Annotated in this window: 17 protein-coding genes; 6 read left to right on the top strand and 11 right to left on the bottom strand. The window is 44.2% G+C overall.

From position 1 onward, the window contains the following. Positions 1-138: 138 nt before the first annotated feature. Entirely contained in the window at positions 139-1,890 is a 1,752-nt protein-coding gene (locus ACTJLE_RS01710) for an acetolactate synthase large subunit (protein WP_481267165.1), read from the top strand. A 211-nt stretch (positions 1,891-2,101) separates the two neighbouring features. Here ACTJLE_RS01710 and dnaG read toward each other — a convergent pair whose 3' ends face one another. Then, positions 2,102-4,183 (bottom strand): DNA primase, encoded by a 2,082-nt coding sequence (gene dnaG / locus ACTJLE_RS01705; protein ID WP_481267164.1) that lies wholly within the window; start codon positions 4,181-4,183, stop codon positions 2,102-2,104. A gap of 213 nt (positions 4,184-4,396) precedes the next feature. Here dnaG and ACTJLE_RS01700 point away from each other — a divergent pair, with 213 nt between their 5' ends. After that, the gene (locus ACTJLE_RS01700; protein ID WP_481267163.1) at positions 4,397-5,653 is read left to right on the top strand and encodes a hypothetical protein; all 1,257 of its coding nucleotides are present in this window, start codon (positions 4,397-4,399) and stop codon (positions 5,651-5,653) included. A gap of 119 nt (positions 5,654-5,772) precedes the next feature. On the opposite strand, the gene ACTJLE_RS01695 is transcribed toward ACTJLE_RS01700, so the two are convergent. The 6 genes from ACTJLE_RS01695 to ACTJLE_RS01670 all read right to left on the bottom strand — a co-directional run bounded on the left by ACTJLE_RS01695 (position 5,773) and on the right by ACTJLE_RS01670 (position 14,652). Then, on the bottom strand, positions 5,773-7,056 hold the full coding sequence (locus ACTJLE_RS01695; RefSeq protein ID WP_481267162.1) for a deoxyguanosinetriphosphate triphosphohydrolase: 1,284 nt from the start codon (positions 7,054-7,056) through the stop codon (positions 5,773-5,775). Positions 7,057-7,107: 51 nt separating this feature from the next. After that, a complete protein-coding gene (gene alr / locus ACTJLE_RS01690) occupies positions 7,108-8,478 on the bottom strand; it encodes an alanine racemase (RefSeq protein ID WP_481267161.1) in 1,371 nt (456 codons plus the stop codon). A gap of 548 nt (positions 8,479-9,026) precedes the next feature. Beyond that, positions 9,027-10,655, bottom strand: coding sequence for an ABC transporter ATP-binding protein (locus ACTJLE_RS01685; RefSeq protein ID WP_481267160.1), 1,629 nt, complete (start codon positions 10,653-10,655; stop codon positions 9,027-9,029). Further along, the gene (locus tag ACTJLE_RS01680; RefSeq protein WP_481267159.1) at positions 10,652-11,569 is read right to left on the bottom strand and encodes an ABC transporter permease; all 918 of its coding nucleotides are present in this window, start codon (positions 11,567-11,569) and stop codon (positions 10,652-10,654) included. Before ACTJLE_RS01680 ends, ACTJLE_RS01685 begins: the two co-directional genes overlap by 4 nt. A 21-nt stretch (positions 11,570-11,590) precedes the next feature. Continuing rightward, positions 11,591-12,559, bottom strand: coding sequence for an ABC transporter permease (locus ACTJLE_RS01675; RefSeq protein WP_481267158.1), 969 nt, complete (start codon positions 12,557-12,559; stop codon positions 11,591-11,593). A 380-nt stretch (positions 12,560-12,939) separates the two neighbouring features. Continuing rightward, positions 12,940-14,652, bottom strand: a complete 1,713-nt coding sequence (locus ACTJLE_RS01670) for an ABC transporter substrate-binding protein (RefSeq protein WP_481267157.1) — start codon at positions 14,650-14,652, stop codon at positions 12,940-12,942. A gap of 469 nt (positions 14,653-15,121) precedes the next feature. Here ACTJLE_RS01670 and pdxS point away from each other — a divergent pair, with 469 nt between their 5' ends. From pdxS to ACTJLE_RS01650, 4 genes are all read left to right on the top strand, one after another. Continuing rightward, positions 15,122-15,955: a pyridoxal 5'-phosphate synthase lyase subunit PdxS gene (gene pdxS, locus ACTJLE_RS01665; RefSeq protein ID WP_050543671.1), complete on the top strand. Its 834-nt coding sequence runs from the start codon at positions 15,122-15,124 to the stop codon at positions 15,953-15,955. A gap of 22 nt (positions 15,956-15,977) precedes the next feature. Then, positions 15,978-16,592 carry a pyridoxal 5'-phosphate synthase glutaminase subunit PdxT gene (gene pdxT, locus ACTJLE_RS01660; protein WP_481267156.1) on the top strand — a complete coding sequence of 205 codons (615 nt, stop codon included), beginning with the start codon at positions 15,978-15,980 and terminating at the stop codon, positions 16,590-16,592. An 858-nt stretch (positions 16,593-17,450) separates the two neighbouring features. After that, positions 17,451-17,765, top strand: coding sequence for a type II toxin-antitoxin system RelB/DinJ family antitoxin (locus ACTJLE_RS01655; protein ID WP_481267155.1), 315 nt, complete (start codon positions 17,451-17,453; stop codon positions 17,763-17,765). Continuing rightward, positions 17,762-18,043, top strand: a complete 282-nt coding sequence (locus ACTJLE_RS01650) for a type II toxin-antitoxin system YafQ family toxin (protein ID WP_480011441.1) — start codon at positions 17,762-17,764, stop codon at positions 18,041-18,043. The genes ACTJLE_RS01655 and ACTJLE_RS01650 overlap by 4 nt, the downstream gene beginning before the upstream one ends. Positions 18,044-18,332: 289 nt before the next feature. Here the strand turns inward: ACTJLE_RS01650 and ACTJLE_RS01645 are convergent, their stop codons facing one another. The 4 genes from ACTJLE_RS01645 to ACTJLE_RS01630 all read right to left on the bottom strand — a co-directional run bounded on the left by ACTJLE_RS01645 (position 18,333) and on the right by ACTJLE_RS01630 (position 23,385). Then, a complete protein-coding gene (locus tag ACTJLE_RS01645; RefSeq protein WP_481267154.1) occupies positions 18,333-21,680 on the bottom strand; it encodes a BspA family leucine-rich repeat surface protein in 3,348 nt (1,115 codons plus the stop codon). Positions 21,681-21,712: 32 nt separating this feature from the next. Further along, positions 21,713-21,982 (bottom strand): hypothetical protein, encoded by a 270-nt coding sequence (locus ACTJLE_RS01640; protein WP_481267153.1) that lies wholly within the window; start codon positions 21,980-21,982, stop codon positions 21,713-21,715. Between the two features lie 12 nt (positions 21,983-21,994). Further along, a complete protein-coding gene (locus tag ACTJLE_RS01635; RefSeq protein ID WP_481267152.1) occupies positions 21,995-22,444 on the bottom strand; it encodes a hypothetical protein in 450 nt (149 codons plus the stop codon). A gap of 173 nt (positions 22,445-22,617) precedes the next feature. Then, entirely contained in the window at positions 22,618-23,385 is a 768-nt protein-coding gene (locus tag ACTJLE_RS01630) for a type III pantothenate kinase (RefSeq protein WP_481267151.1), read from the bottom strand. Positions 23,386-23,446 lie beyond the last annotated feature (61 nt).

Below are 23,446 nucleotides of genomic sequence, written 5' to 3'. Positions count from 1 at the left end.
ACAAGGGTTAAAAATCCGCCCTTTTTTGTGACACGCGCAATAGTTAGGCATGTCAAAAAGTAAGAATACGTATATTATGTAAAAAGAATTTGTTGGCTACACAACTACATAACTACACAACTACATAAGAAGCGGAATATGTTTGAAACACAAGAAACAGAAAATAAGAAGATTGAACAAAAACTCGCTCGTCAAAAGCATCTTCGCGAAAACCATAAGCGCAACACTGCAGATTTAGTTGTTGAATGCTTAGTAAATGAAGGCGTTGAAGTAGTTTTCGGCATTCCAGGCGAGGAAAATATTCCACTTCTTGAAGCGATTGAGCGCGACGGCCGCATTCGTTTCGTGCTTACTCGCCACGAGCAGGGTGCTGGTTTTATGGCAGCAACTTACGCTCATATTACGGGAAAGCCGGGCGTATGCTTAGCAACTTTAGGCCCTGGTGCTCTAAATCTTACGCTTCCTGTAGCTCAAGCAAACGCAAGCACTACGCCGCTTGTGGCAATTTGCGCACAAGGTAATGTTTCAAGGCTTTATAAGGAATCTCACCAAATTATTGATTTGGTTGCACTTTTCCAGCCGATTACGCAATGGTCTTCTATGATGCTTGCTCCAGAATCTGCGCCAGAAATGGTTCGAAAAGCGTTCTCTATTGCGGGCCACAACCGCCCAGGAGCAACCTGCCTTGTTATTCCGGAAGATATTAGCGAAATGCCAGCGCCTGCCGACGCGAAGCCGCTTCCATTGCCGCATCCGCTACACATTATGCCAGCTCCGGACACTATTGAAGAAGCTGCTCAAATTATTAGTAAAGCAAAGCAGCCTATTATTTTGGCTGGAAATGGCGTTGCGCGCTCTCACGCTGAGGATCAGCTTCTTGCTTTTGCTGAGCAGCTTAACGTGCCAGTTGCAACTACTTTTGAAGGTAAGGGAGTTTTCCCGGATAATCATCCGAATGCGCTTGGAGTCGTTGGTTTTATGCATCGCGACTACGAAAACTTCGCTTTTGACACTGCTGATTTGATTATTGCCGTAGGTTTTTCGATTCAGCAGTTTGATCCGAAGAAAATCAACCCGAATATTGATAAAACTATTATTCACATCAATACTTTTGTGGAAGACACTGACGCGCACTACCCTACTGCGCTGAACATTATGGCAAATATTGGCCAAACGCTTAAAACTCTTACAGAAGTACTAAATAAACGCAACATTACTTTCGACGTAAGTCATCCTCGTATTCGACAACTGCTTACGGAAGAATTACATTCTTGCGAAAACGACGAAAGTATGCCAATGAAACCGCAGCGAGTAGTTTACGATATTCGCCGCGCTGTTCCTGAAGGCACGAAGGTGCTTGTAGATACGGGCGCTTTGAAAATGTGGATGGCTCGCTTGTACCCAACTATGCACCCGAATACTTGCATAATCGACAACAGTCTTTCTACTATGGCTTGGACGCTTCCGGGCGCTGTTGGAGCTTCGTTTATTCGAGATAATTCCGGCAAAATGAACACGAAACCAGTTTTGGCTGTGATGGGCGACGGCAGCTTTATGATGAACGTTCAAGAGATTGAAACTGCTGTGCGCGTTGGAAGCCGAATGGTGGTTCTTGTTTGGGAAGATAACGCGTACGGCTTAATCAAGTGGAAGATGGAGCTTCACGCTGGCGAGCACGAGTACGTTGATTTCCATAATCCGGATGTGCCAAAACTGGCTGAAAGCTTTGGCGCGCGCGGACATGCTGTTAAGAAGCCAGAAGATTTATACAATATGCTTCGTGCGGCTTTGGAGCAGGAAAGCGGAGTGGACGTGATTTCTTGCCCAGTTGATTACAGCGAGAATATGAAGCTTATTGAAAAGCTCGGCGATATTGACTTTAGCAACTGACGCACAGCTCCAAACGTGGGCGCGACGACCTGCCTGCGTTGAAAGCACACCGTGCTTAACGCTCGCGCGGATAACGCGCTCGCTACTGAGCTTGCGTTGAAAGCACACCGTGCTTTCAACTTGAGCAAGCTCACGCTCCGAGTTGCTTTCGCGCGCTAAATCGCTGCGCTCAAGCAGGTCGTCGCGCACGTTTGGAGCGTTTATGGCTGTACTACATGATTTGCGACTGCAAGTTTTTGCGAGCCGCTTCCATTGAAGTAATTTGCCCAAGAAGCGCAATTTTTTCTTGACCGTCGGGAAGTTTAGTCATTCGCGCTCTAGCCGCTCCGATTCTACGCATAAAACCAACATCTAAAAGCTTAATAAGCAACTCATTCGCATACTTGCTTTCCGCAACAGTAGCTTTTCGTAAAAGATCCGAGGGAGATCCGTTAGAAGCTTGCTGATTTTGGTGATTGCCGGCATTACCATCTTCTAACGAGTCGGATGGCACAGGAAGAGGCAAAGGCATAACGGAAAGTTCCGTAATAACAGGCTCCAGCAAAGGGCCTGCTGCCTTAGTCATCATGTGCAGCCACAATCCTTGCGTAACGTTGCCAGTCGGCAATCCTCCAGCTGCAACAAAAGCTTGGAATAGCGTTCGAAATACTGGAGTAATAAAATTATTCAACGTAAGTTGCGCAAATAATTTCTCATTAAAAGCAAGAGGAACTTGCAGCAACAAAGCCATACATTGCTGCTCACACATGAATACAACATCATCGACTCTATAATAATGCTGATTTTTAGCAGACGAGCGCGCAATTTGCATGCGCGAAACAGGCGAATCTGCAGAACGAGAATCGCTTACTTGCTGTCCAAATAAAGCAGAACTACGCTTAGACGCGTACGCATCTTCGTCATGAACTTGCAAGCGACGACGTGAGACTTCAACTTCGCGGCGCATAACAGCCAAATCAACACCGATTGCGCGAACAGCTTTACGCGCATACAAGTCAAGCAGAGAACGGTCACGAATTTGCGCAATAAGAGGCGCCACAGCCTTAACAGCACCCATTTGGCCGGTTGTGAACGAAGTATCAAAACGGTTAATTACAGTGTCGATAACGAAATCGTAAAGCGGACTTGCGTGAGAAACAAGCGAGCGCACAGCTTCGTCACCGCGCTGAATGCGCAAATCGCAAGGATCGAGATTATTGTCAGCTACAGCAACAAAAGTTTGAGTTAAAAACGCAGAATCCAAACCAAAAGCGTGTAACGCAGCCTTCTGACCTGCAGCATCACCATCAAAAGTAAATACAATGCGCGAGCTTACAGACTGACCATCTACTTTTATAGGCCCCACAAGCTGGATTGCACCCAAAGAATCATCCGAAATAAGCCTTCGCACGATTTTTGCATGCTCAACGCCGAAAGCAGTTCCGCAAGTTGCAACAGCAGTGTCGACTCCAGCTAAATGGCATGCCATAACGTCCGTGTAACCCTCAACTATTACGACTTGGCGCTTTTTTACAATATTTTCTTTAGCTAAATCAATTCCGTACAAAACTTGCGTTTTGCGGTACAGTGCAGTGTCGGGAGTGTTAATATATTTCGCACTAATAGAATCGTCGTCGTAAAGTTTTCTAGCACCAAAGCCAAGAGTTCTGCCAGTCGAATCGCGAATAGGCCAAGTCAATCTTCCGCGGAAGTAATCGTATATTCCGCGCTGACCTAGTCTAGCAAGTCCTGCGTCGAGAAGCTCTTGACGCGTAAAGCCTTTATTTGATAAATATCTAACTAAATTATCCCAACCTTTAGGAGCGTAGCCACAAGAAAAACGCGCGCTTTGTTGAGGAGTAAAGTTTCGTCCGGCAAGAAGATTTCGCGCTGCAGCAGCTTCTTCAGTATTAAGATTTGCAACAAAGAATTTTTGCGCTTCTTCGTTTGCTTCTAAAAGCCTTGCTCGCTTAGAACCGGCGTGAGCTTGAGCATCACCATTTTGAGCCTGCTTGTAGTGCATTTCAATGTGATAGCGGTCTGCTAAAAGCTCTACTGCTTCACGAAAATCAATATTTTCTTTTTGCTCAACATATTTGAACACATCTCCGCCGGCACCGCACCCAAAGCAATGCCACACGCCTAGGCTTGGGCGCACACTAAAGCTTGGCGTTTTTTCGTCGTGGAATGGGCAAAGTCCAACAAAAGTGCCAGTTCCAGAAGGCTTAAGCGTCACTGTTGCAGACACAATATCGTATAAGTCTGCTACGGCGCGCACGCGCTCAATGTCTTCTTTTGCAATCATTCCAACCATGGTATCTAGCTTATCGCAAACCTGCGGCGAGCGGTAATGAAGAAAAACATGCTGTGAATTTTTTGCGCGTGTTGCGAATTTGATTTTGTATACGGGGGTATGGTATAAGTAAATTATGATGCGAAACATGCATCGCGGTTAGTAACCGCAAAACAGAAATGTTAATGCAGTATTCCTTCACAAAAAAATGAAGGAAATTACACAAGGAAAAATATGAATACCAAGTTTACTAAAACTGTTGCCGTCACCGGTCTGACTGTTTCAGCTTTTGTTGCTGTATGCGGTTTTGCCAATACTGCGTTTGCTGACGAAGCGCCAGCAGTAGTTAACACTCCTGTTGAGACTCCTGCTCCTGGTTCTTTTAGGGCACGTCTTCTTAAGAATAAGGCTGTTGTGGATGCTTTAGACAAGAAGAAAAGCCAGGCAGAAGTTTCAAAGTTAATTGAAGCTGCTAAAGAAGAATCTAAAAAAGCTAATCAAGAAACTAATAAGCCACAGGCAGAAGAGCGAGCTGAAGATCAAACAGCTCAAGATCAAGACTTAGAACCTGTTGATGATAGTGCTGTTACAGGTGCAGCAACCTTAGCCGTGAAAACATTAGAAGAGTACGAAGCAGCTCTTAAAGCAAATAAGAAGAAACTTTCTGAAGAACAGCGCACTTTATATAGAAAAACTTTAAAAACTAAGATTGAAACTCTTGAAAAAACTTATTCAGAAGCATTAGATTACGCAGAAACAATCGTTAGGTACGGAGTTCAAGGCGCTGACGGAAATCTTAAAGCTGCTGCAGAAGAATTCCTTAAGAATAGAGATAAGCTTAAGGGTAATTCTTTTGAAGATTCTGACTTAGCAACCGTTAACGAAGTCTATAAATCTTCAAACGAATTTAACACTAAGATTACGCCAAGCCTTAAGAGTGCAATTACTCAAGCTAAGAAAAAAGCTTCTGAAGCTGCTCAGCGCGGCACAGAAGGTTCACAGGTAGAATCTCCTGCACCTGCGTATCCTGCACCTGCGTCTCCTCAGGCTCCAAATCCTGCAGATTCTGAAAAGAATGAGGCTCCATCTTCTCAAGATGCACCTTCCGCAAGCGCACCTTCCGCAGATGCACCTTCCGCAGGAGCACCTTCCGCAGGAGCACCTTCCGCAGGAGCACCTTCTGAAGACGAAATTTCAGATCTTGATATTGAAGATGATTGGTTGAAGGAAATTTCCGACTACTTAGAATCTCCTGAGTTCGATGATTTAATGAAGTCTTATAACTTTGACAACTCAAATTCGAATAACTCAAATTCGAATAACTCAAATTCGAATAACTCAAATTCGAATAACTCAAATTCGGACGACTTCAATTTGGACGATTTCAATTTGGACGATTTCAATTTTGATGACTTCAATTTGGACGACTTTGATTTAAGCGACTTTGATTTTAGCGATATCGATTTTAGCGACGTCGATTTAAACGCTTAAATATTAACTTAACTTTTTTAAAGTAAATTTAGTTAGTTAATTTACATAAAATAGTTATTTTACAAAAAATAGGTATTGTTTTGCTAAACGCACAAGCAATGCCTATTTTTTTTATAAACCTAGCAAAGAGCTGCGTGAAGAGCTGCTGCAGAACCGTCAGTTAGGCTTGCTACTTGGTCAATAACAACGCGAAGACGCTCATCGTCGTTAGTGCACTCGTTCCAGTCTCCAACGAACACTGCTTCCATAGCATCGTGCGAGCGCGGAGACTTACTCATAAACACTTCCACCAAATCCGTCAACATCTTCTGCTCTCGCCTATAAAACTCGTGTTCGCGCGGCTCAATAACAAAATGCACTGCCAAACTTTTTAGCATCACAATCTCGTACGAAGTATCTTCCGGAATCACAACATTCGCACGGTAGCGCACAAGCGGACCGTCACCGTAGCAAGCGCGAGTAGCATGCTCAACAGATCTTGCAAAACGTCCAATAAGAGCGCTAGTAATATTCTTCAACTGCGCCAAAGCTTTGCGTGAACCATCAAAAGAATCAGGGAACATGTGAAGAGAGCGCAAACGCCCCAAAGCCTCCAAAAGCTTGTCCGCATCCCACTGATTCCCATACCATGCGTGCATTTCGCTAATAACTTGATCCACTACGTGAGAATCTGCAACCAAAGCAGGGTTAAAAGCACCGGTTACAATCGCATCTTCAATATCGTGAACGCTGTAAGCAATATCGTCAGAAAGATCCATTATTTGGCATTCCATTGGTTTTGCTTCGTGCGGCGCTCCAATTTTCAGCCATTCAAATACGTCTCGATCATCCGGATAAACGCAGAATTTTAAGTCTCGTTCGCCTTTGTCGTGAGCTTGAGCTTCTTCTAATCCCCACGGGTATTTTACGGAAGCATCAAGTGCCGCGCGCGTAAGATTTACTCCTGCGCTTCGGCCGTTTTGCCGAAAAACTTTCGGCTCTAAGCGCGTAAGTAGGCGAAGAGTTTGCGCGTTTCCTTCAAATCCGCCAATATTTTTCGCCAATTCTGCAAGTGCGCGCTCACCGTTGTGCCCAAAAGGTGGGTGACCTAAGTCGTGCGATAAGCAAGCACAATCAACAACGTCCGGATCGCAACCAAGCATTGCTGCAATCTGTCTACCAATTTGCGCAACTTCCAGCGTATGCGTTAAGCGAGTACGAGCAAAATCGTCAGAACCTGCTACTAAAACTTGACTTTTTGCACCCAGTCTACGAAGCGCAGATGAATGTATGATTCGCGCGCGGTCACGCTCAAAAGGTGTGCGCGCACGCGTGTGATGAGGCTCGCTCGCCCAACGCTCAGTGTCGTGCAAATCGTATTCGCCAACGACTTCGTTATCTGAAGCAATTACTTCGTCACACATTGAATACCTCTTTTATTTGCGATTTATATAAGGCTTTCTATATAAGACTTTCTATATAAGACTTTTCGCGTCTAGTTTTGCAATATCGCTAGAAGATAGCACTTCGTAAGCGTTACGGTAAAGACGCGGCACACGAGCGCCAATTCCAGTCATAATTTCGTAGCTGATTGTTCCTGCAGCCTCCGCCCAATCGTCTGCAGTAGGCTCAGCATACGCCACACCCCTACCAGGTCCAAAAAGCGTTACGGTGCTACCTTCTTTAACGCCAAGCTCGTAAGCGTCGCCTTTAAGATCAACAATGAACTGATCCATGCACACTCGCCCAGAAACGTTCAAAACTCGCGCACCCTTATTTGTTTCTACGCGCACAGGTCCGCCAGTCTTATCTACGTGACGCGTACCTTGCATGTCAAATCCTGAAGCTGAGCGCAAAATGCCGTCAGCGTAGCCAAGCGGCACAATAGCAGTGCTCGTATTATTTGGAGTCAAATACGTGCGTCCGTACGATATTCCGTGCCCCGCTTCCACAGTTTTTACAGTTCCAAGTTGAGCTTGAAGAGTCATTGCAGGCTTAAGCCCGTAAGTTTTAGAAGTTCCCATTGAAGGATCCGGCTCGTAACCGTACAATCCAATTCCTGGGCGAACAAGCTCGAAGTGAATTTCTGGACGGTTAAGAGTTGCTGCAGTATTTGCTAAATGGCGAATTTTAGGAGCTAAACCAGCTTCACTCATTCGCTTTGTAAACTCGTGGAACTGCTGTATTTGACGCTCAGTTGCGTCCACAAATTCTGGAACATCCGGCGAATCTGCCACTGCCAAGTGGCTCCACTGGCCAATAACCTCAATTACGCCTTCGCTCGCATACTGCTTTAACTTTTCAAGAGCCGCCCCAAAGCCTTCTGGAGTAAAACCGTTTCTGCCAAAACCAGTATCAACTTTTACGTGCACGCGAGCAGGCTTTCCTAAATTACGCGCAGCAAAAGCCACAGCATCAAGAGAGTCAACAGAGCCTACAGAAATATCAATATCTTCGGAAATAAGCTCAGAAAATCTAGTAGTTGGAGCGCTAGTAAGCCAAGTAAGAATATGGCAGCGGCTTGAATCAATGCCAGCTTCACGCAAACGAAGAGCCTCGTAAGGCTGAGCTGTGCCAAGCCATGTGGCTCCCCCAGCTAATGCTGCTAGCGCGCTAGGAATAAGCCCATGCCCGTAGCCGTTTGCTTTTACGACTCCCATAACTTCCGGCGCATTTTGGCCAGGCTGCAAATCCTGACCAACTCGCGCAACCAAAGCGCGCATATTGTCGCGCAAAGCTTTCAAATCAACGATTACCTGACCCGGGTATGTACTTAATGCGCGAGCATAATTTTCCGCAAATATTGCATTACCAGCAGACTCATTTTGCTGCATATTTTCGCTCATGCCAATCCCTTCATTTACGCACATTCGTTGACGCATATATAACTGTATTTATAGTTTATATTACTATTTGTTTAATGTTGCGCGAGTTTTGGGGGATTTCTCTCCTCGCAAGTTCCCGTCCTTCGTCGCTCTGGCTGTTAAAGACTTTACTGTCTGCTTTGTTCTTTAAAGAATGTTGCTTCCTCAGTCCTCTTTTATTGCTCGTAGAGAAATCCCCCAAACTCTGCGTGTTTAATCTTTAATAACCGTGTTTTATCGCAGAGATTTTTCGATTTTTCTTCTTCGCTCGGCTTGTCAGCAGCCTGCGGCTCTGCGCGACGACCTGCTTTCGCGCTCAGAGCGTAGCGCGCGAAAGCAACTCGGAGCGTGAGCTTGCTCAGACGGAAAGTCCAGTGGACTTTCCGTGCAAGCTCAGCAGCGAGCGCTTATAGTGCGAGCGTCCTTCGTTCAGTGCAAAAAATCTCAAATCTCTACCACACGAATATCCACACGAATGAATGGCAACGCAATCAAGATATAAGCGCAAAAAGTTACTTAAAATATTTGTTTTACATGATTGCGGCGTTAAGTAGTGCTTTAGTATATGCGTGATGCGGATTACTTAATACGTTTTTTACGCTTCCAGATTCCACAATTTCCCCATTATTAAGAACGATTACGCGCGTTGCTAAATGCTGAATCATGCCTAAATCGTGGCTTACAAAAATACACGACATATTTGGACGCTCTGCTCGAATTGCAGCAAACGCGTCAAGAATACGCGTTCGTTCAGCAACATCTATTGCGCTCATTGGCTCATCCGCAACCAAAACGCGCGGATTGTTTACTAAAGCGCGCGCAATAGCAACGCACTGAGCTTGGCCGCCAGAAAGCTCATGCGGATATCTTTCAGCAAAATCATAAGGATTTAAACCAACCAATTTTAAAACGTCGTCAACTCGCTTATTAATAGTTTCGTCGTCTAGCTGAAGCGACTTTTTCCAAATATTAAGCGGCTCTGCAACGCTTTTTCGAACGCTCCATCGCGGATCTAAAGCTGCAAACGGATGCTGAAAAACAAGAGAAGTTTCTTTACGAAGAGCGTTATATTCGTCACTATATTTTTCGGAAGAATTTACTATTTGCGAATTATAAGTAACAATTCCATCCGAAATTTTTTGAAGACCTAACATTGCGCGAATAAGCGTTGTTTTGCCGCTTCCAGAACCTCCAATAATAGCTAGAGATTCTGCTTTAAAGAGACTCGCGTCAACGCCCTTTAGAACTTCTGCGCGAGATTTTCCGCGACCTAAACTAACGTGAATATTTTTCGCTTCTATAAGCGCGCTATTTTCGCTACTTGTATTTTCGCTGATTACTTTTTGCGAATCAACTTTCGTAGAATCAACTTTCGTAGAATCTAATTTTTCCGCTCGCAAAGTCAACTTTTTAGCAGCATCAACCAACTGCTTAGTCGAATTAACGCGCGGATTTTCTAACAAATCTTGAACATCCGCACTATCGACTAATTCCCCAGAATCAAGCACGTAGCAACGCTTAGCAGCTTTTGAAAGCACAGAAAAATCGTGAGTTACAAAAAGCATCGAAGCGCCCATGTCGTCAACAAGCGAAGTAAGAAGATTCACAACCTCTTTTTGAGTCACACTGTCAAGAGCAGTAGTTGGCTCATCTGCCAAAATCAAACGCGGAGACGTAATCAAAGCGGTTGCAATACCAACTCTCTGCTGCTGCCCGCCGGAAAGCTCAAACGTGCGCTTAGAAGCAAAATTAACCGGCAAACCAACTTTTTCAAGCATTACGCAAACGCGATTATGAATATCGCTGCGATTAAGCCCATAATGCATACGCAAAGGAAGCGAAATCTGCTCCTCAACGCTTAAAACTGGGTTAAGCGCGCGATTCGCTTGCTGAAATACCACGCCAACGTATTTTCCACGAATGCGCGCAAGATCCTCATCACTAGCTCCCACACTTTGAAAGTCACCAAGCGTGCAAGATCCGGAAACTTTTGCATTATATGGCAACAAGCCTGTAATAGCGCGAATAAGCATAGATTTGCCAGATCCAGAAGAACCAACTAAGCCGACGCGCTCGCCATCTGAAATTTGAAGCGACACGTTGCTAAGAATGCGCTTTTCGCCAAGATTTAGCGTGAGATTTTGAATATTTAAGCTCATTTTGTGCCAACTTCGTTATTTACTTGCGATTTTACTTGCGATTTTACTTGCGATTTTTCAGAAGAATTTATAGTCGACTTTGCAGAAGGATTTAGCACTGTGCTAAACACGTCTCCAAGCAAATTAAGAGCCACAACAACTATAGTTACGATTAATCCCGGCCACACAACAGCCAAAGGATTTACGTGAATAAGCGTTACGGAAGTAGTAAGCACACGGCCCCAACTAGGAACCCCCGAAGGCACTCCAACACCCAAATAAGTTAAACCACTTTCTGCCAAAATCACCGTTCCTGCAGAAAGCGAAAGTTGCACTACAGCTATAGGCATAATATTCGGCAAAACATGACGAAATAGCACGTATCGTCTTGAAGCACCATTAGAAATCGCAGAATTTACGTAATCAGATTGCAAAACAAGCAATGCACTTGGACGAATAATACGAGCCAAATTTAAGCCGTAACCTATGCCACAAGCCAATACTATTACCAAAACACTTGCTGAAAGCGGAACAGCAAGCATAAGCGCAATTAGCACAGTTGGAATAGAAATCAGCGCATCAACAGCCATAACACTTACGCCACGAATTGCATTGGATTTAGAAATCATAAGACCCAAAAGCAGCATTCCAACGCTTGAAGCAAGCATTATTGTGCAAATAACAAGCAATAATTCAACTCGAGAACCGGCCATAAGCCAGCTAAGAATATCTGCTCCTGTGCCATCTGTGCCAAGCAGATGCGCAAACGACGGCTTTTGCCATACTTCGTATCCGTTTGTTTGTAAAAGCGAATAAGGCGTCCAAAAGAACGAAACAATCGCCACAAAAAGCCATATTGTAAGAGTTGTGCATACGAATTTTCCAAAAGCGGCAGACCATATGCGTTTTAGAATACTAAATTTTAGTTTATGCACAAACTCACCTCACTTAAATTATTAATCTTCAACCGCATTTTCATCCAACCTGGCATCAAGCAAACGATGCGTAATATCAACAGCTAAGCCGATTAGCAAGAACAGTGCAGCCAGCATAAAAAGCTCACCTTGAGCTGCAATTAAATCACGCAATCCAACGTCACGAACCATTCCCATACCTATACCAGGTAAAGAAAATAGGTTTTCAATAACCATAACGCCCATAACCATATGAGCAAAAGTCAATCCAATTACAGACACAAGCTGCGGAAGAGCAAGACGCAAAGCAACGCGCCATATAGCCTGTTTACGAGTAAGCCCACAAGCCATAGATTGAGCAATTACTTCACTTTGCGCAATATTTTCAAGCGTTGCGGAAGTGTATCGCATAAAACTAGAGCCAACAATAATGCCAACCGTAATAGCAGGAAGAAGAAGAGAAGCAAAAGCTTCTGAAAAATCACTCCAACCTTCTGTTGGAAAACCTTGAGTTGGGAGCAAATTAAAAACGCCAATACCCCTGCCAAAAAGCAAAATAAGCAACATAGCACCCCACAAAGCTGGCACAGAACCAGAAGCAAGAGCTACGAAACGCAAAATTGATTGAGTAAGCTTCCCCTCATGAGTTACCTTAAAGCAGCCGAGAGGAATACCTATTGCGAGCGCAACCGCAAGGCCAAGAATAATAAGCGGAAAAGTAATAGTGGCGCGAGTTGCAATCATACTTGCCACGGGCCTTCCAGTAAGAATTGAAATGCCAAAATCTCCGCGAAGCAGCCCCAAAAGCCAATCTACATATTGCGTAAAAAGCGACTTATTTAAGCCAAGCTCAGCACGCAACTGCTCAACTTTGCCGCGAGGGGAGTTAAGACCAGCCATAACTTGCGCAACATCGCCCGGAAGGACGCGAAGCGCAAGAAAAACTGCCGCAGAAATGCAAAACAAAGCTGCAATAAAAAGCAGCATGCGCTGGCATATCATGCGAAACATTAATCGCCTCCTTTTTATGGACTTTCAGCCCAAGTGCATCCCAGTACAGCGCAAGTACAGCGCAAGCACAGCGCAAGTACAGCGCAAGTACAGCGCAAGTATACAAATTCGGACACGCACGCAGATTGCATTATGCGTTAGTGTCTCATTATGTCTATTTTGGGACACTAGCGCAGCCGTCGCACTGCGCCAGTGTCTCATTTCGCCTGTTTTCGGACACGCACGCAGATTGCGTACTGCGTTAATGTCTCATTCCACCTATTTTCAGACACTCACGCAGATTGCATTATGCGTTAGTGTCTCATTCTGTCTATTTTGGGACACTAGCGCAGCCGTCGCGCTGCGCCAGTGTCTCTAGATTGCGACTAGCAAATCCAACATTAGCTAAGTCGCAAATTGTAAAGCGGCAAAATTTCCTGATTCATGTCAAACGGCATTCCTTCAAGATTCTTCACCTTCGCAGTTACAACGCGGTAGTTAAACAGCCAATCGGCAGGCGCATCCTTGCTAATAATGCGCGCAGCTTTCTTAAGCATCTCGTACGACTCATGCTCATTCGCACAAAGCATAGCCTTCGCGTACAAGTCTTGCACTTGCTTATTGTTATAACCGTAGTAGTAAGTAGGATCCGCCCACTGGCCAAAATCGTGGCTTTCGTTGTGGTCAACCATCGACAAATCGTACTGCTTATTCTTATACACGTCCTGAAGCCAGGTTGTAAACTCAACAACATTCACCTTTAGATCAATTCCTGCAGCTTTAAGTTGCGAGCGCAATTGATCGCCAAGTTGAGTGCCGTAAATATTTGGGTAAGTAAGCGAAAGTTGCAACGGATGCGACTCGTCGAAGCCGGCTTCTTTCATAAGTTGCTTCGCGCGCTGAATATTATGCGGATAAAGCTTAGTTAAATCCTCATAACCTGGGTCGAGAGATGGAATTGGGCCGCCAAGTGGAATATCCGTGCCGCCTCGAGACGCAATAATTTGCTTGTGATCAATCGCGTAACGAATAGCTTTTCGCACGCGAGCATCCTTCGTGCGCTCGCCGTTCATATTCATAGCAAGCACAAACTTATCTGTGCCATTTCCAGCTCGCACAACGTAACGCTTGGAATCATCCTTAAACGGCTTAGCAAGCTGGCCGTAAATTGGAGCAAGAGCTTCAACCGCGCCTGAAGAAAGTGCGTCAACAGCAGCGTTGTCATCAACAAAGTATCGCACAACAACTTTTTCGGTTTTCGCAGGATGAATGCCCTTATAGCGCTTATTTGCTTTCAAAACAACGCGATCGGACGGCACAAACTTTTCGATTACGTACGGTCCAGAGCCAACAGCTTGCGTTTTAGCATCGTAGTTGGCAGTTTTGTCGAATACTAAGCCCGCACGAGAGCACAAAGCCCACAAAAGCTTGGAATTTGGCTCTTTAAGCGTAATTTCAAAAGTGTAATCGTCCTTCGCTTTTGCAGACTCAACTTTTCCAACCATGTTAGAGCCGCGATACTGCTTGGAAACAAGCTCGTTAAACGACCATTCTGCATCTTTTGCAGTGAGCTTGTGTCCGTTAGAAAACACAGCATTTTTACGAAGATGGAACGTGTAGCGCAAACCATCTTTGCTAATCTCCCAGCTTTTTGTCAAGGAAGGCGAAACTTGGTTTTTTGAATCGCGCGCAACCAAGCCCTCGTAAACGTTTCCAATAAGAAGCTGATCTAGCGCAGAGCCAGACTGGTTTCGAATATCGAGATTTGTAGGAGCAAGTTTTAGGCCAATCGTCACAGTTTTGTGTGACATTTCGCTTACAGCGCTTTTTGAATTAAACAGATTTTTGTCGGTTACTGTAGCAAAAATCGCGCTTATTACAACAATCGCAACAATTGCTATAGTAATGAACCACGGCTTGCTTAATTTGCGATTGCGCGGTGCGTTTGACGCTGCATCGTTAAGTGACTCGTCTGTACTTGCTTTAGCTGCGCTCGCTTTAGCTGCGCTTGCTTTAGCGCTTTCATTAGACTTACTTTCGTAAGTTTTCCCTGGGAATTCCTTGGTCGCGCCGGTTACTTCGTGCGCGCCTTCTTCGGGTTTTGTGTTACCCATACCATAGACCTTTCTAAATGGCATATAAATGGTACTAATTTTTATTTATTTATTTTTATAACTATTTTTTATTTACTTTTATTTATTTTGCTCAACGCTACAGCGCAATCGATTGCCAAGTTTGCAAGCAATTTACTAATTACGCTTAAAGTCGCCGGCTTTACTAATCGTAGCTTATTAATAAACCAGGCTCACCGTATGTTAATCCAAAAAAGTCACCAATAATTTGTATAAATAAGATTTTAATAGCGCACAGGGTTGTAATATTTATTAGGCATATATCCTACGAATGTGGTTAAATTCCAACAGAACGTAAACTTGCAAACGTGCGCAAACGCGCATAATACATCTAATAAAGCGAGGAATGATGACTGAGAACTTGAATACTGCAGCAACCGTGAACGAATCCTCAGATCCGCAGAATAAAAGTGGCGAAGACCGCACGGCATTAAACCGCCAGCTGGCTCAAATGCTTAAGGGCGGCGTGATTATGGATGTAACCACTCCAGAGCAGGCAAAGATTGCTCAGGATTCTGGAGCTTGCGCAGTTATGGCATTGGAGCGCATTCCTGCAGATATTCGCGCAGCCGGCGGCGTTTCTCGCATGAGCGATCCAGCAATGATTCACGGCATTCAGGAAGCTGTGTCTATTCCTGTGATGGCAAAGTGCCGAATTGGCCACTTTGTTGAGGCTCAGGTGCTTGAAGCTATTGAAATTGACTACATTGACGAAAGCGAAGTGCTTTCCCCAGCTGACGACGTTTACCATATTAATAAGCGCGATTTTGCTGTGCCTTTCGTGTGCGGTGCTAAGGATTTGGGTGAAGCTTTGCGCAGGATTAACGAAGGCGCTTCTATGATTCGAACTAAGGGCGAGCCAGGCACTGGCGACGTGATTCAGGCTGTGCGTCACATGCGTATGATGAATTCCGCTATTCGCAAGCTCACCAGCATGCGCGAGGATGAGCTTTTTGAGGAAGCTAAGAATTTGCGCGTGCCTTTCGAACTCGTAAAGTACGTTGCGCAAAACGGCAAGCTTCCTGTTGTGAACTTCGCAGCCGGCGGTGTTGCTACCCCAGCTGATGCTGCTTTGATGATGCAGCTTGGCGCTGAAGGCGTGTTCGTTGGCTCCGGCATCTTTAAGTCGGGCGACCCAGCAAAGCGCGCAGCCGCAATTGTGAAGGCTGTGACTAATTACAAGGATGCCAAGATGATTGCTAAGCTTTCCGAGAATTTGGGCGAAGCAATGGTTGGCATTAACGAGCAGGAAATCAAGCTTTTGATGGCTGAGCGCGGCGAGTGATTAAGACGAATAATTGAGGCGAATGACTTTGACAGACTCACCTATTAATACTGGTAACTCCGATACTGGTAACTCAGCTCATACTGTAGCTGTTTTAGCTGTTCAAGGAGCTTTTCTTGAGCATCGTTTGATGCTTGAAAAGCTTGGCGCGCGCGTGATTGAGCTTCGTCAAGCACGCGACTTGGAGCAGTCTTTTGACCGTTTGGTGTTGCCTGGCGGCGAAAGCACCGTGCAAGCTAAGCTTCTTAAAGAGCAGAATATGCTCGAGCCTTTGCGCGAGAGGATTGCTGGCGGCATGCCAGTTCTTGGCACTTGCGCAGGGTTGATTTTGCTTGCAAAGAACGTTGAAGGTAACGAAGTAAACGGATTTGGCACGCTGGACGTGACTGTTAAGCGCAACGCTTATGGCCGCCAGCTGGGTAGCTTCCACTGCGAGGCTGATTTTGGCGAGCTTGGAGCAGTTCCAATGACGTTTATTCGCGCGCCTTATATTGCAGAAGTCGGCTCTAATGCTGAGGTTCTTGCAAGTGTGGATGGTAACGTGGTGGCCGCGCGCCAAGGCAACCAAATCGGCACATCCTTCCACCCGGAACTTGACGACGATACGCGAATTCACCAGCTTTTCCTGAATCTGTAAGCGGATTCGTAATCTTTCGTAAATACAAATAGCCTTCGCAAGTAGAAATATTTGCGGAGGCTTTTTATTACAGACCCTCGCGCAAATGTGGACATACACACACCAAGTAACGCTCGCGCGGGTAACGCGCTCGCTTACGAAACTCGCGTTGGAAGTCCACTGGACTTCCAACCTAAGCGAGTTTCCGCTCCGAATTGCCTTCGCGCGCTAAATCGCAGCGCTCAGGCAGGTCGTCAGCGCACACCAGTCACAACCTAGTTTCTAAAGCACAGCCACACGAACCTACCCTGCCTTCGTCTTTATTGACGAAGGCAGACCTCGCTTGCGTGGAAAGCCCACCGGGCTTTCCACATTGAGCAAGCTCGGCGCTCCGAATTGCTTTCGCGCGCTACGCTCTGAGCGCGAAAGCAGGTCGTCGCGCTACACCAATGTCTCAAAACAAGCAAAATGAGACACTAACGCAGAACGCAATCTGCAATAACAACACACTTTTTAACGCGGAAGTCAAAAAGTCATCAAAATACAAAAGTTTTTAACGCCGAATTCAAAAACTTTCCAAAATTCAAAGTTTTTAACGCGGACGTCAAAAACTTTGAATTTTATGTAAGTTGCACAGCAAAAGCATACAGGCGACAAACATAAACGCACAGCAAATATAATATAATTGCAATACAATGTAAAACATTTATTGTGCATTGTAAAACTGTGCAACACATTGTAGAATGTAATAACAAACGTATTTAGCGTCTACTTAAGCGCTAAATACTAAGTGCAAAATACTGAAATACTAAACACTAAGTACTAAGCAATACGAATAATCCGAGTACATATAACTAAACACTAGTAAGGAAGCATATTATGGCAATCAGCGCAACAGCAACGAAATCAAACGCTACAGCGAAAACCGCAAGCATCAATGTGCGCGTCACCAAAGATGTTAAAGCGCAGGCAGAAGAATTATTCGCTAGCTTCGGCATAACTCTTAGCGACGCAATCAACATGTTCTTGCACAAATCGCTTATGGTAGAAGGACTCCCCTTCGACTTAAAGCAGCCAAAATACAATAAAGAAACAATCGCCGCGTTTAAGGAATACGACTACATGAAAGCTCATCCAGAAGAATACAAGCGCTACGACAATGTTACAGAAGCATTGGAGGACGCACTAAAATGAGCCTAAAAGTCGTATTATTAAACTCATTCAAAAGAGATCTTAAGCGTATAAAAAAGCGTGGCTACGACATAAAACTCTTAGATAGTGTCGTGCGAATGATTGCATCGCAAGAGAAACTCGCTGAAAGATACTGTGACCACGCACTTACAGGCAACTATTTAGGATTCCGCGAATGCCATGTAAAACCAAATTGGCTTCTTATATATCGCATAGATAACGATGATGTGGTACTTGTGCTTTCTCGCACAGGAACACACTCAGACGTGTTCAACGAATAGCGCTCCGAGTTGCTTAGGTTTGAAAGTCCAGTGGACTTTCAACGCAAGCGAGGTCTGCCTTCGTCAATAAAGACGAAGGCAGGGCAGATTTGTGTGCGAGAGTTTGTGGACTTACACCCCACTTAAGTCCACAAACTCGCGGAAGGATGCGCGGAAATGGGGACATACACATGCCGCTAGTCCACAAACGCGGGGCAAAGTGCGAGAGTTTGGGGACTTACGCCACCCTAAGTACACAAAAACTCCAGAAAGTGTGCGCGCGGAAGTCTACTGTACGCAGTATTGCGATTTAGCGCTGTTTAGCGTGCTTGCCGAAAGTGGAATCGTCAGTTCTTAACCGAGCAAAGAAGCTGGTTGCCGCACTTACAACAGGTTTAAGCATAGAGCCACTTACAACAGAATGCGCGAAGCAGTGTTTAAAGCCAGCAGCAATATCGAGCGCGCCGCATCTAAAAGCCTTCGCAAACCCAGCTAAAGCAGTGCCAGAGAGCACAGACGCAACCCATCCATGACGACCAAACGCTCCAGCAACAGCGAACATTGAGAACAGTCCAATAGACAAGAACGTGAACATAACAGCCGACTGGCCGCCAGTATGCGGCAAAGGCACTGGCTTAACAAAAGTCTCCAAATAGTACGTTGTAGTGAAGAATATTAAAGGCGACTTTGGATTACTAATAGGCACATCACCATTTTCACCTTCGCCAAGTTCTGTCCACGTGCAGCTAGTTCCTGTTCCAGGCTTCTTAAACATTATTTTATAAGTATTGCCCTGTTCTTCTTCATCTCCTTCACCTCCTTCATCTCCTTCACCTCCTTCACCTTCTTCACCTTCTTCATCCTCGCTATCTCTTGCGGATCGCAATTCCTTTACACGCGATTTCTTTATAGATCGCAACTTCTTTACACGCGATTTCAACTTTGCACTGCGCGATTCAGTATTGGAAGGATTATCAGGATTAACAGGATTATCAGCACCCTCGTCCTCTTGAGAATCATCTATAGCACTTCGCAAATTTGAAGCGAAACTACTTTTAACAATTTTGTACGCATAATCTTGCAAAGATTCGCCTTCAGCTCTCAATATACTGTTAGGTTCTTCACCCTCTTCCTCATCACCACTACTCTTTTCTTTTGAACTATACAACGCAGGAACATAGTAAGTATAAGTAGTGCCACCAGAATCACCGCTACCATCACACTTACACGAATCCATATCGCCAGGCTCCATCAGCTTGGCTTTAACAGGAATGTAGTATTTAGATAAATGAGCGTTTACAATGTCATAATTATCAGTTATGACTATGCTGCTACTATAGTCATCATCATCATTTACAGTAGTCTTTGAGAATATTTCACCACTAGCAAAATGAGCTGCAATAGGATCATCATCATCCCAACCTTCAGTAAATTTTTCAGACTTCAATTTATTCGCAATCAGCGTGCCTTTAAAACCACTGAACATATCTTTAACAGAAAAGTAATGCTGCTTCCCTTCGTCATCTGTGTATACAGGCTTATCCGATTTTGTAAAAGTCTTATTGCTGAAATCTAATACGAAGTTGTTGCCACTTTCTGCCCCCGCATTGGAAAACATTGAACTAAGATCCGTAACTTTTGAAATATCCCACTTGCTCAAATCCGCAGTGCCAGTAAGCGATTTGCAATCCGAAAACATGCTAGACATATCCGTAACATTGCGGACATCCCATCCACTCAACGCACTTATATCAGTCAACTTATCAGTACCTTCAACAAAGCTGTGGCTGAACATTTCATGCATATTCGTAACATTACCAACATTCCAATTTTGTAGACCTGAAAGATTACTTAATCCGATGCACTCCTCGAACATGTTATGCATATCTGTAACATTGTTAACCTTCCAACCTTTCAAATCTGAAAGGCTACTTAAACTCTTACACCAGCCGAACATGCTATTCATATCCGTAACATTGTCAACCTTCCAGTCTTTCAAATCACTAATACTATTCAACAATTCACAACCGCTAAACAGGCTAGACATGTTAGTAACATTGCCAACCTTTGTTGCCCACTCACTCAGCTTCTCTGCACTAGTAAGCTTTTTACAATCAGAAAACATGCCAGACATGTTCTTAACTTTGTTAACATTCCAGTCTTTTAAATCTGAAAGGCTACTTAAGCTCTTGCACCTGCTGAACATGTTATTCATATCCGTAACATTACCAACATTCCACTCTTTCAAATCACTAATACTCTTCAAAAATTCACAACCACTGAACATGCCATGCATATCCGTTACATTATTAACTTTCTTTGCCCAATTACTCAATGCACTTATATCAGTCAATCCTGTTTTAGGGTCAGAATCTGGATCAGCACAACCGCTGAACATGCTATTCATATCCTTAACATTGCCAACATTCCAGTTTTCTAGACCAGAAAGATTACTCAAGCCACTACAACTGTTGAACATGTCATGCATGTCAGTAACATTGTCAACCTTCCAGTTTTCTAAATCTGAAAGGCTATTTAAGCCACTACAACCTTTGAACATGCCATACATATTCGTAACATTGCCAACATTCCAATCTTTTATATATGAAAGACTCGTTAAGCCACTACAACCGTTGAACATATCACGCATATTCGTAACATTGCCAACATTCCAATCTTTCAAAGGCTCAATGCTACTAATAATGTTGCATCCATAGAACATTCTAAACGTGCTAGTTAATCTGTTTGTGCTGCTCTTACCTTTTGTATTCCAACTAGCTAATCCATTGATATTGTTAAGCTTAAAGCAATTTGCAAACATGTCATCCATTGCCGTAACGTTACTGACATTCCAATCTTCTATGCCAACAGTATTTTGAATCTGCGTCACCGCAAACATTGCCCTCATGCCTGTAACCTTACTTACATCCCACTTTTTAAACGCATTCAAAGATTTATCTTCTTTACCAATATTCATACAGTATCTGAACATGCTGTTCATTGACTCGAGTTTTTTAGTTTTCCAGTTTTCCAAACCAGTAAAATCTTCTAGACTGCCGCATCCCTCGAACATGCTATCCATATTCGTAACGTTACTAACATTCCAATTAGCCAAAGGTTCAAGCGAAGTAATATTCATCAGACCTGCATATCCGGCTTTATCAAAACTTTCACGTTTATCTTCGTCCGCAATAACAGCCGAGAACATGTTTTTCATGTTCGTAACACTGCCAACATTCCAATTTTTCAAACCACCAAGTTCTTCAATACCAGTGCACCCCTCGAACATGCCCTCCATATTCGCAACCTTGCTCACATCCCAACTGCTCAAAGAACTAGTATAACTGAATGATGAATCCTTAAACAGATAAGACATGTCTGTAACATGACTTACATCAAAGTTCTTATTACCAATGGAACCAACTGTTCCACCTGAAAAAAGACCTACACCTTTCTTTGACAAACTACCGTATCCGTACACTGTGCCATTTCCAAAATTAACCGCGGCTCCAGATGCTAAAGCTGTAATTTTAGTACGAATCGCATCAAACGCATTACTGCGTTTATTGGCACTAATAACACAGTTGTTCTTACCATATGGAGGGCTTATTACTATACCCCTCATTTCGCCATCTACAACAATCCCATCATTAGCCACGCAATCAGGAAGTTTATCAAGTTGTTCATCTGTTAAAACAGCGCTACGATCTTGATCCTTAGCTTTTTTATCTTTGGCATCTTTTTTGCCATCTTTTTTGCCATCTTTTTTGGCAGCTTTGTCTTTACCTTTGTCGGCATCTTTGCCAGATTTGCTATCTTTTTTGTCAGATTTTTTGTCAGATTTGTCGGAGTTTTTGTCAGCTTTGCCAGATTTTCCAGCATCTTTTCCAGCGTCTTTGCCAGATTTTCCAGCGTCTTTGCCAGCAGTTTTCCCAGCACCTTTTCTGGCGTCTTTGCCAACTTTGCTGTTATCTACAGACCCCCCCCATTAGGATTTTGACTATCTGCTTTTTTGCCTTTATTGTCTGTTACTTTATCGCCTGTTACTTTATTGCCTTCTTTACTATCTTTACCAGCTTCCCCCTTAGCTGTACCAACATTTTCTTTTTTATCCCCCTTTTTATCTACTTCTTCAGTCTTCTTATCCCCTTTATCTTCCTTTTTAGCAGTCTCCCCTTTAGCCCCATTAGCATTCTCTTTACCAGCTCCCCCTTTAGCCTCTTTACCAGCTCCCCCTTCACCCGACTTACTTTGGCCATTATTATTCTCGGTAACAGCGGCTAAGGCAGCAGCAAACAATGGATTCCTCGTTACGTTGGCATAAGCCACCCCCGGCAGCACCGCCACGCTTACAATCATAGAAATTACGCATGAAACGGCTCCAATTGCCGAAAGGATACGACGTTTCCTACTATCTTTCATCAATCTTCCTCTCAAATGTGAACGAATCCACAGCCAGCGCATAAACAGTATGCAAAACAAATACATACCTAAGACGGTTCACCGGCGAACGCAATCTTTACACATAACTACTCACCACTGTACACCTAAACGAGAAAGAATAATATAACAAATTTATATAACAACCTGCAGCGCTACCGCAGGTTGCGCTTATAAATTTCCGCCATACCTTTGAAAATCAAGTCGGGATCGTAAAAATCAATTGTTTTCACGTCTTTTTCAAACAATCTTCCCAATCCGCCAGTAGCAATCACTTTAAACGGCTCGTCAATTTCAATTTTGAACTGCTCAATCGTGCGCTCAATTCCACCAAGGAAGCTGTAGTATAAGCCAGCTTGCATAGCAGGTCTAGTTGATTTTGCAAGAACAGACTTCGGTCGCGCAATTTCAACTTCAGGAAGCTGAGCCGTGTTATCCCATAATGCTGCAGCCGCAGTTCGAATACCCGTGCAAATCAAACCGCATGTAATAGCGCCACTTTTATCAACATAGTTGTAAGTGGTTGCTGTGCCGAAATCTATTACAAGCGCTGGCCCACCGTACTCATTAAACGCACCAACGCAATCAGCCAAGCAATCAGCTCCAAGAGAACGCGGCTCGTCAATGCGAATATTCATGCCTGTTTTAACGCCAGGACCAACAATCATAGGATCAACATGCAAAAACTTTATAATACTTGCGCGGAATGAGTGCATAACTTTCGGCACTACGGACGCAACAATAACATCTTCAACATCACTTACGCTGAATCCGCTTAAATTAAGGAATTGCGTAATCATAATTCCGTATTCGTCGGAAGTGCGGTTTGATTTAGTTGTCATACGATATGTGCCAACAATGCGATTGTTTTCCAAAAAACCGAGCACAATATTCGTGTTACCAATGTCGACTGCTAACAGCATAAGAACTCTCTTTCTACGTAATTTTTCGCGCTACGTAAGTTTCGCGCTACGTAAGTTTCGC

The organism is Gardnerella sp. CCPDSM (assembly GCF_056754715.1).
Note: the sequence above shows the minus strand (reverse complement) of the source record. Positions and strands in the feature narration are given on the sequence as shown.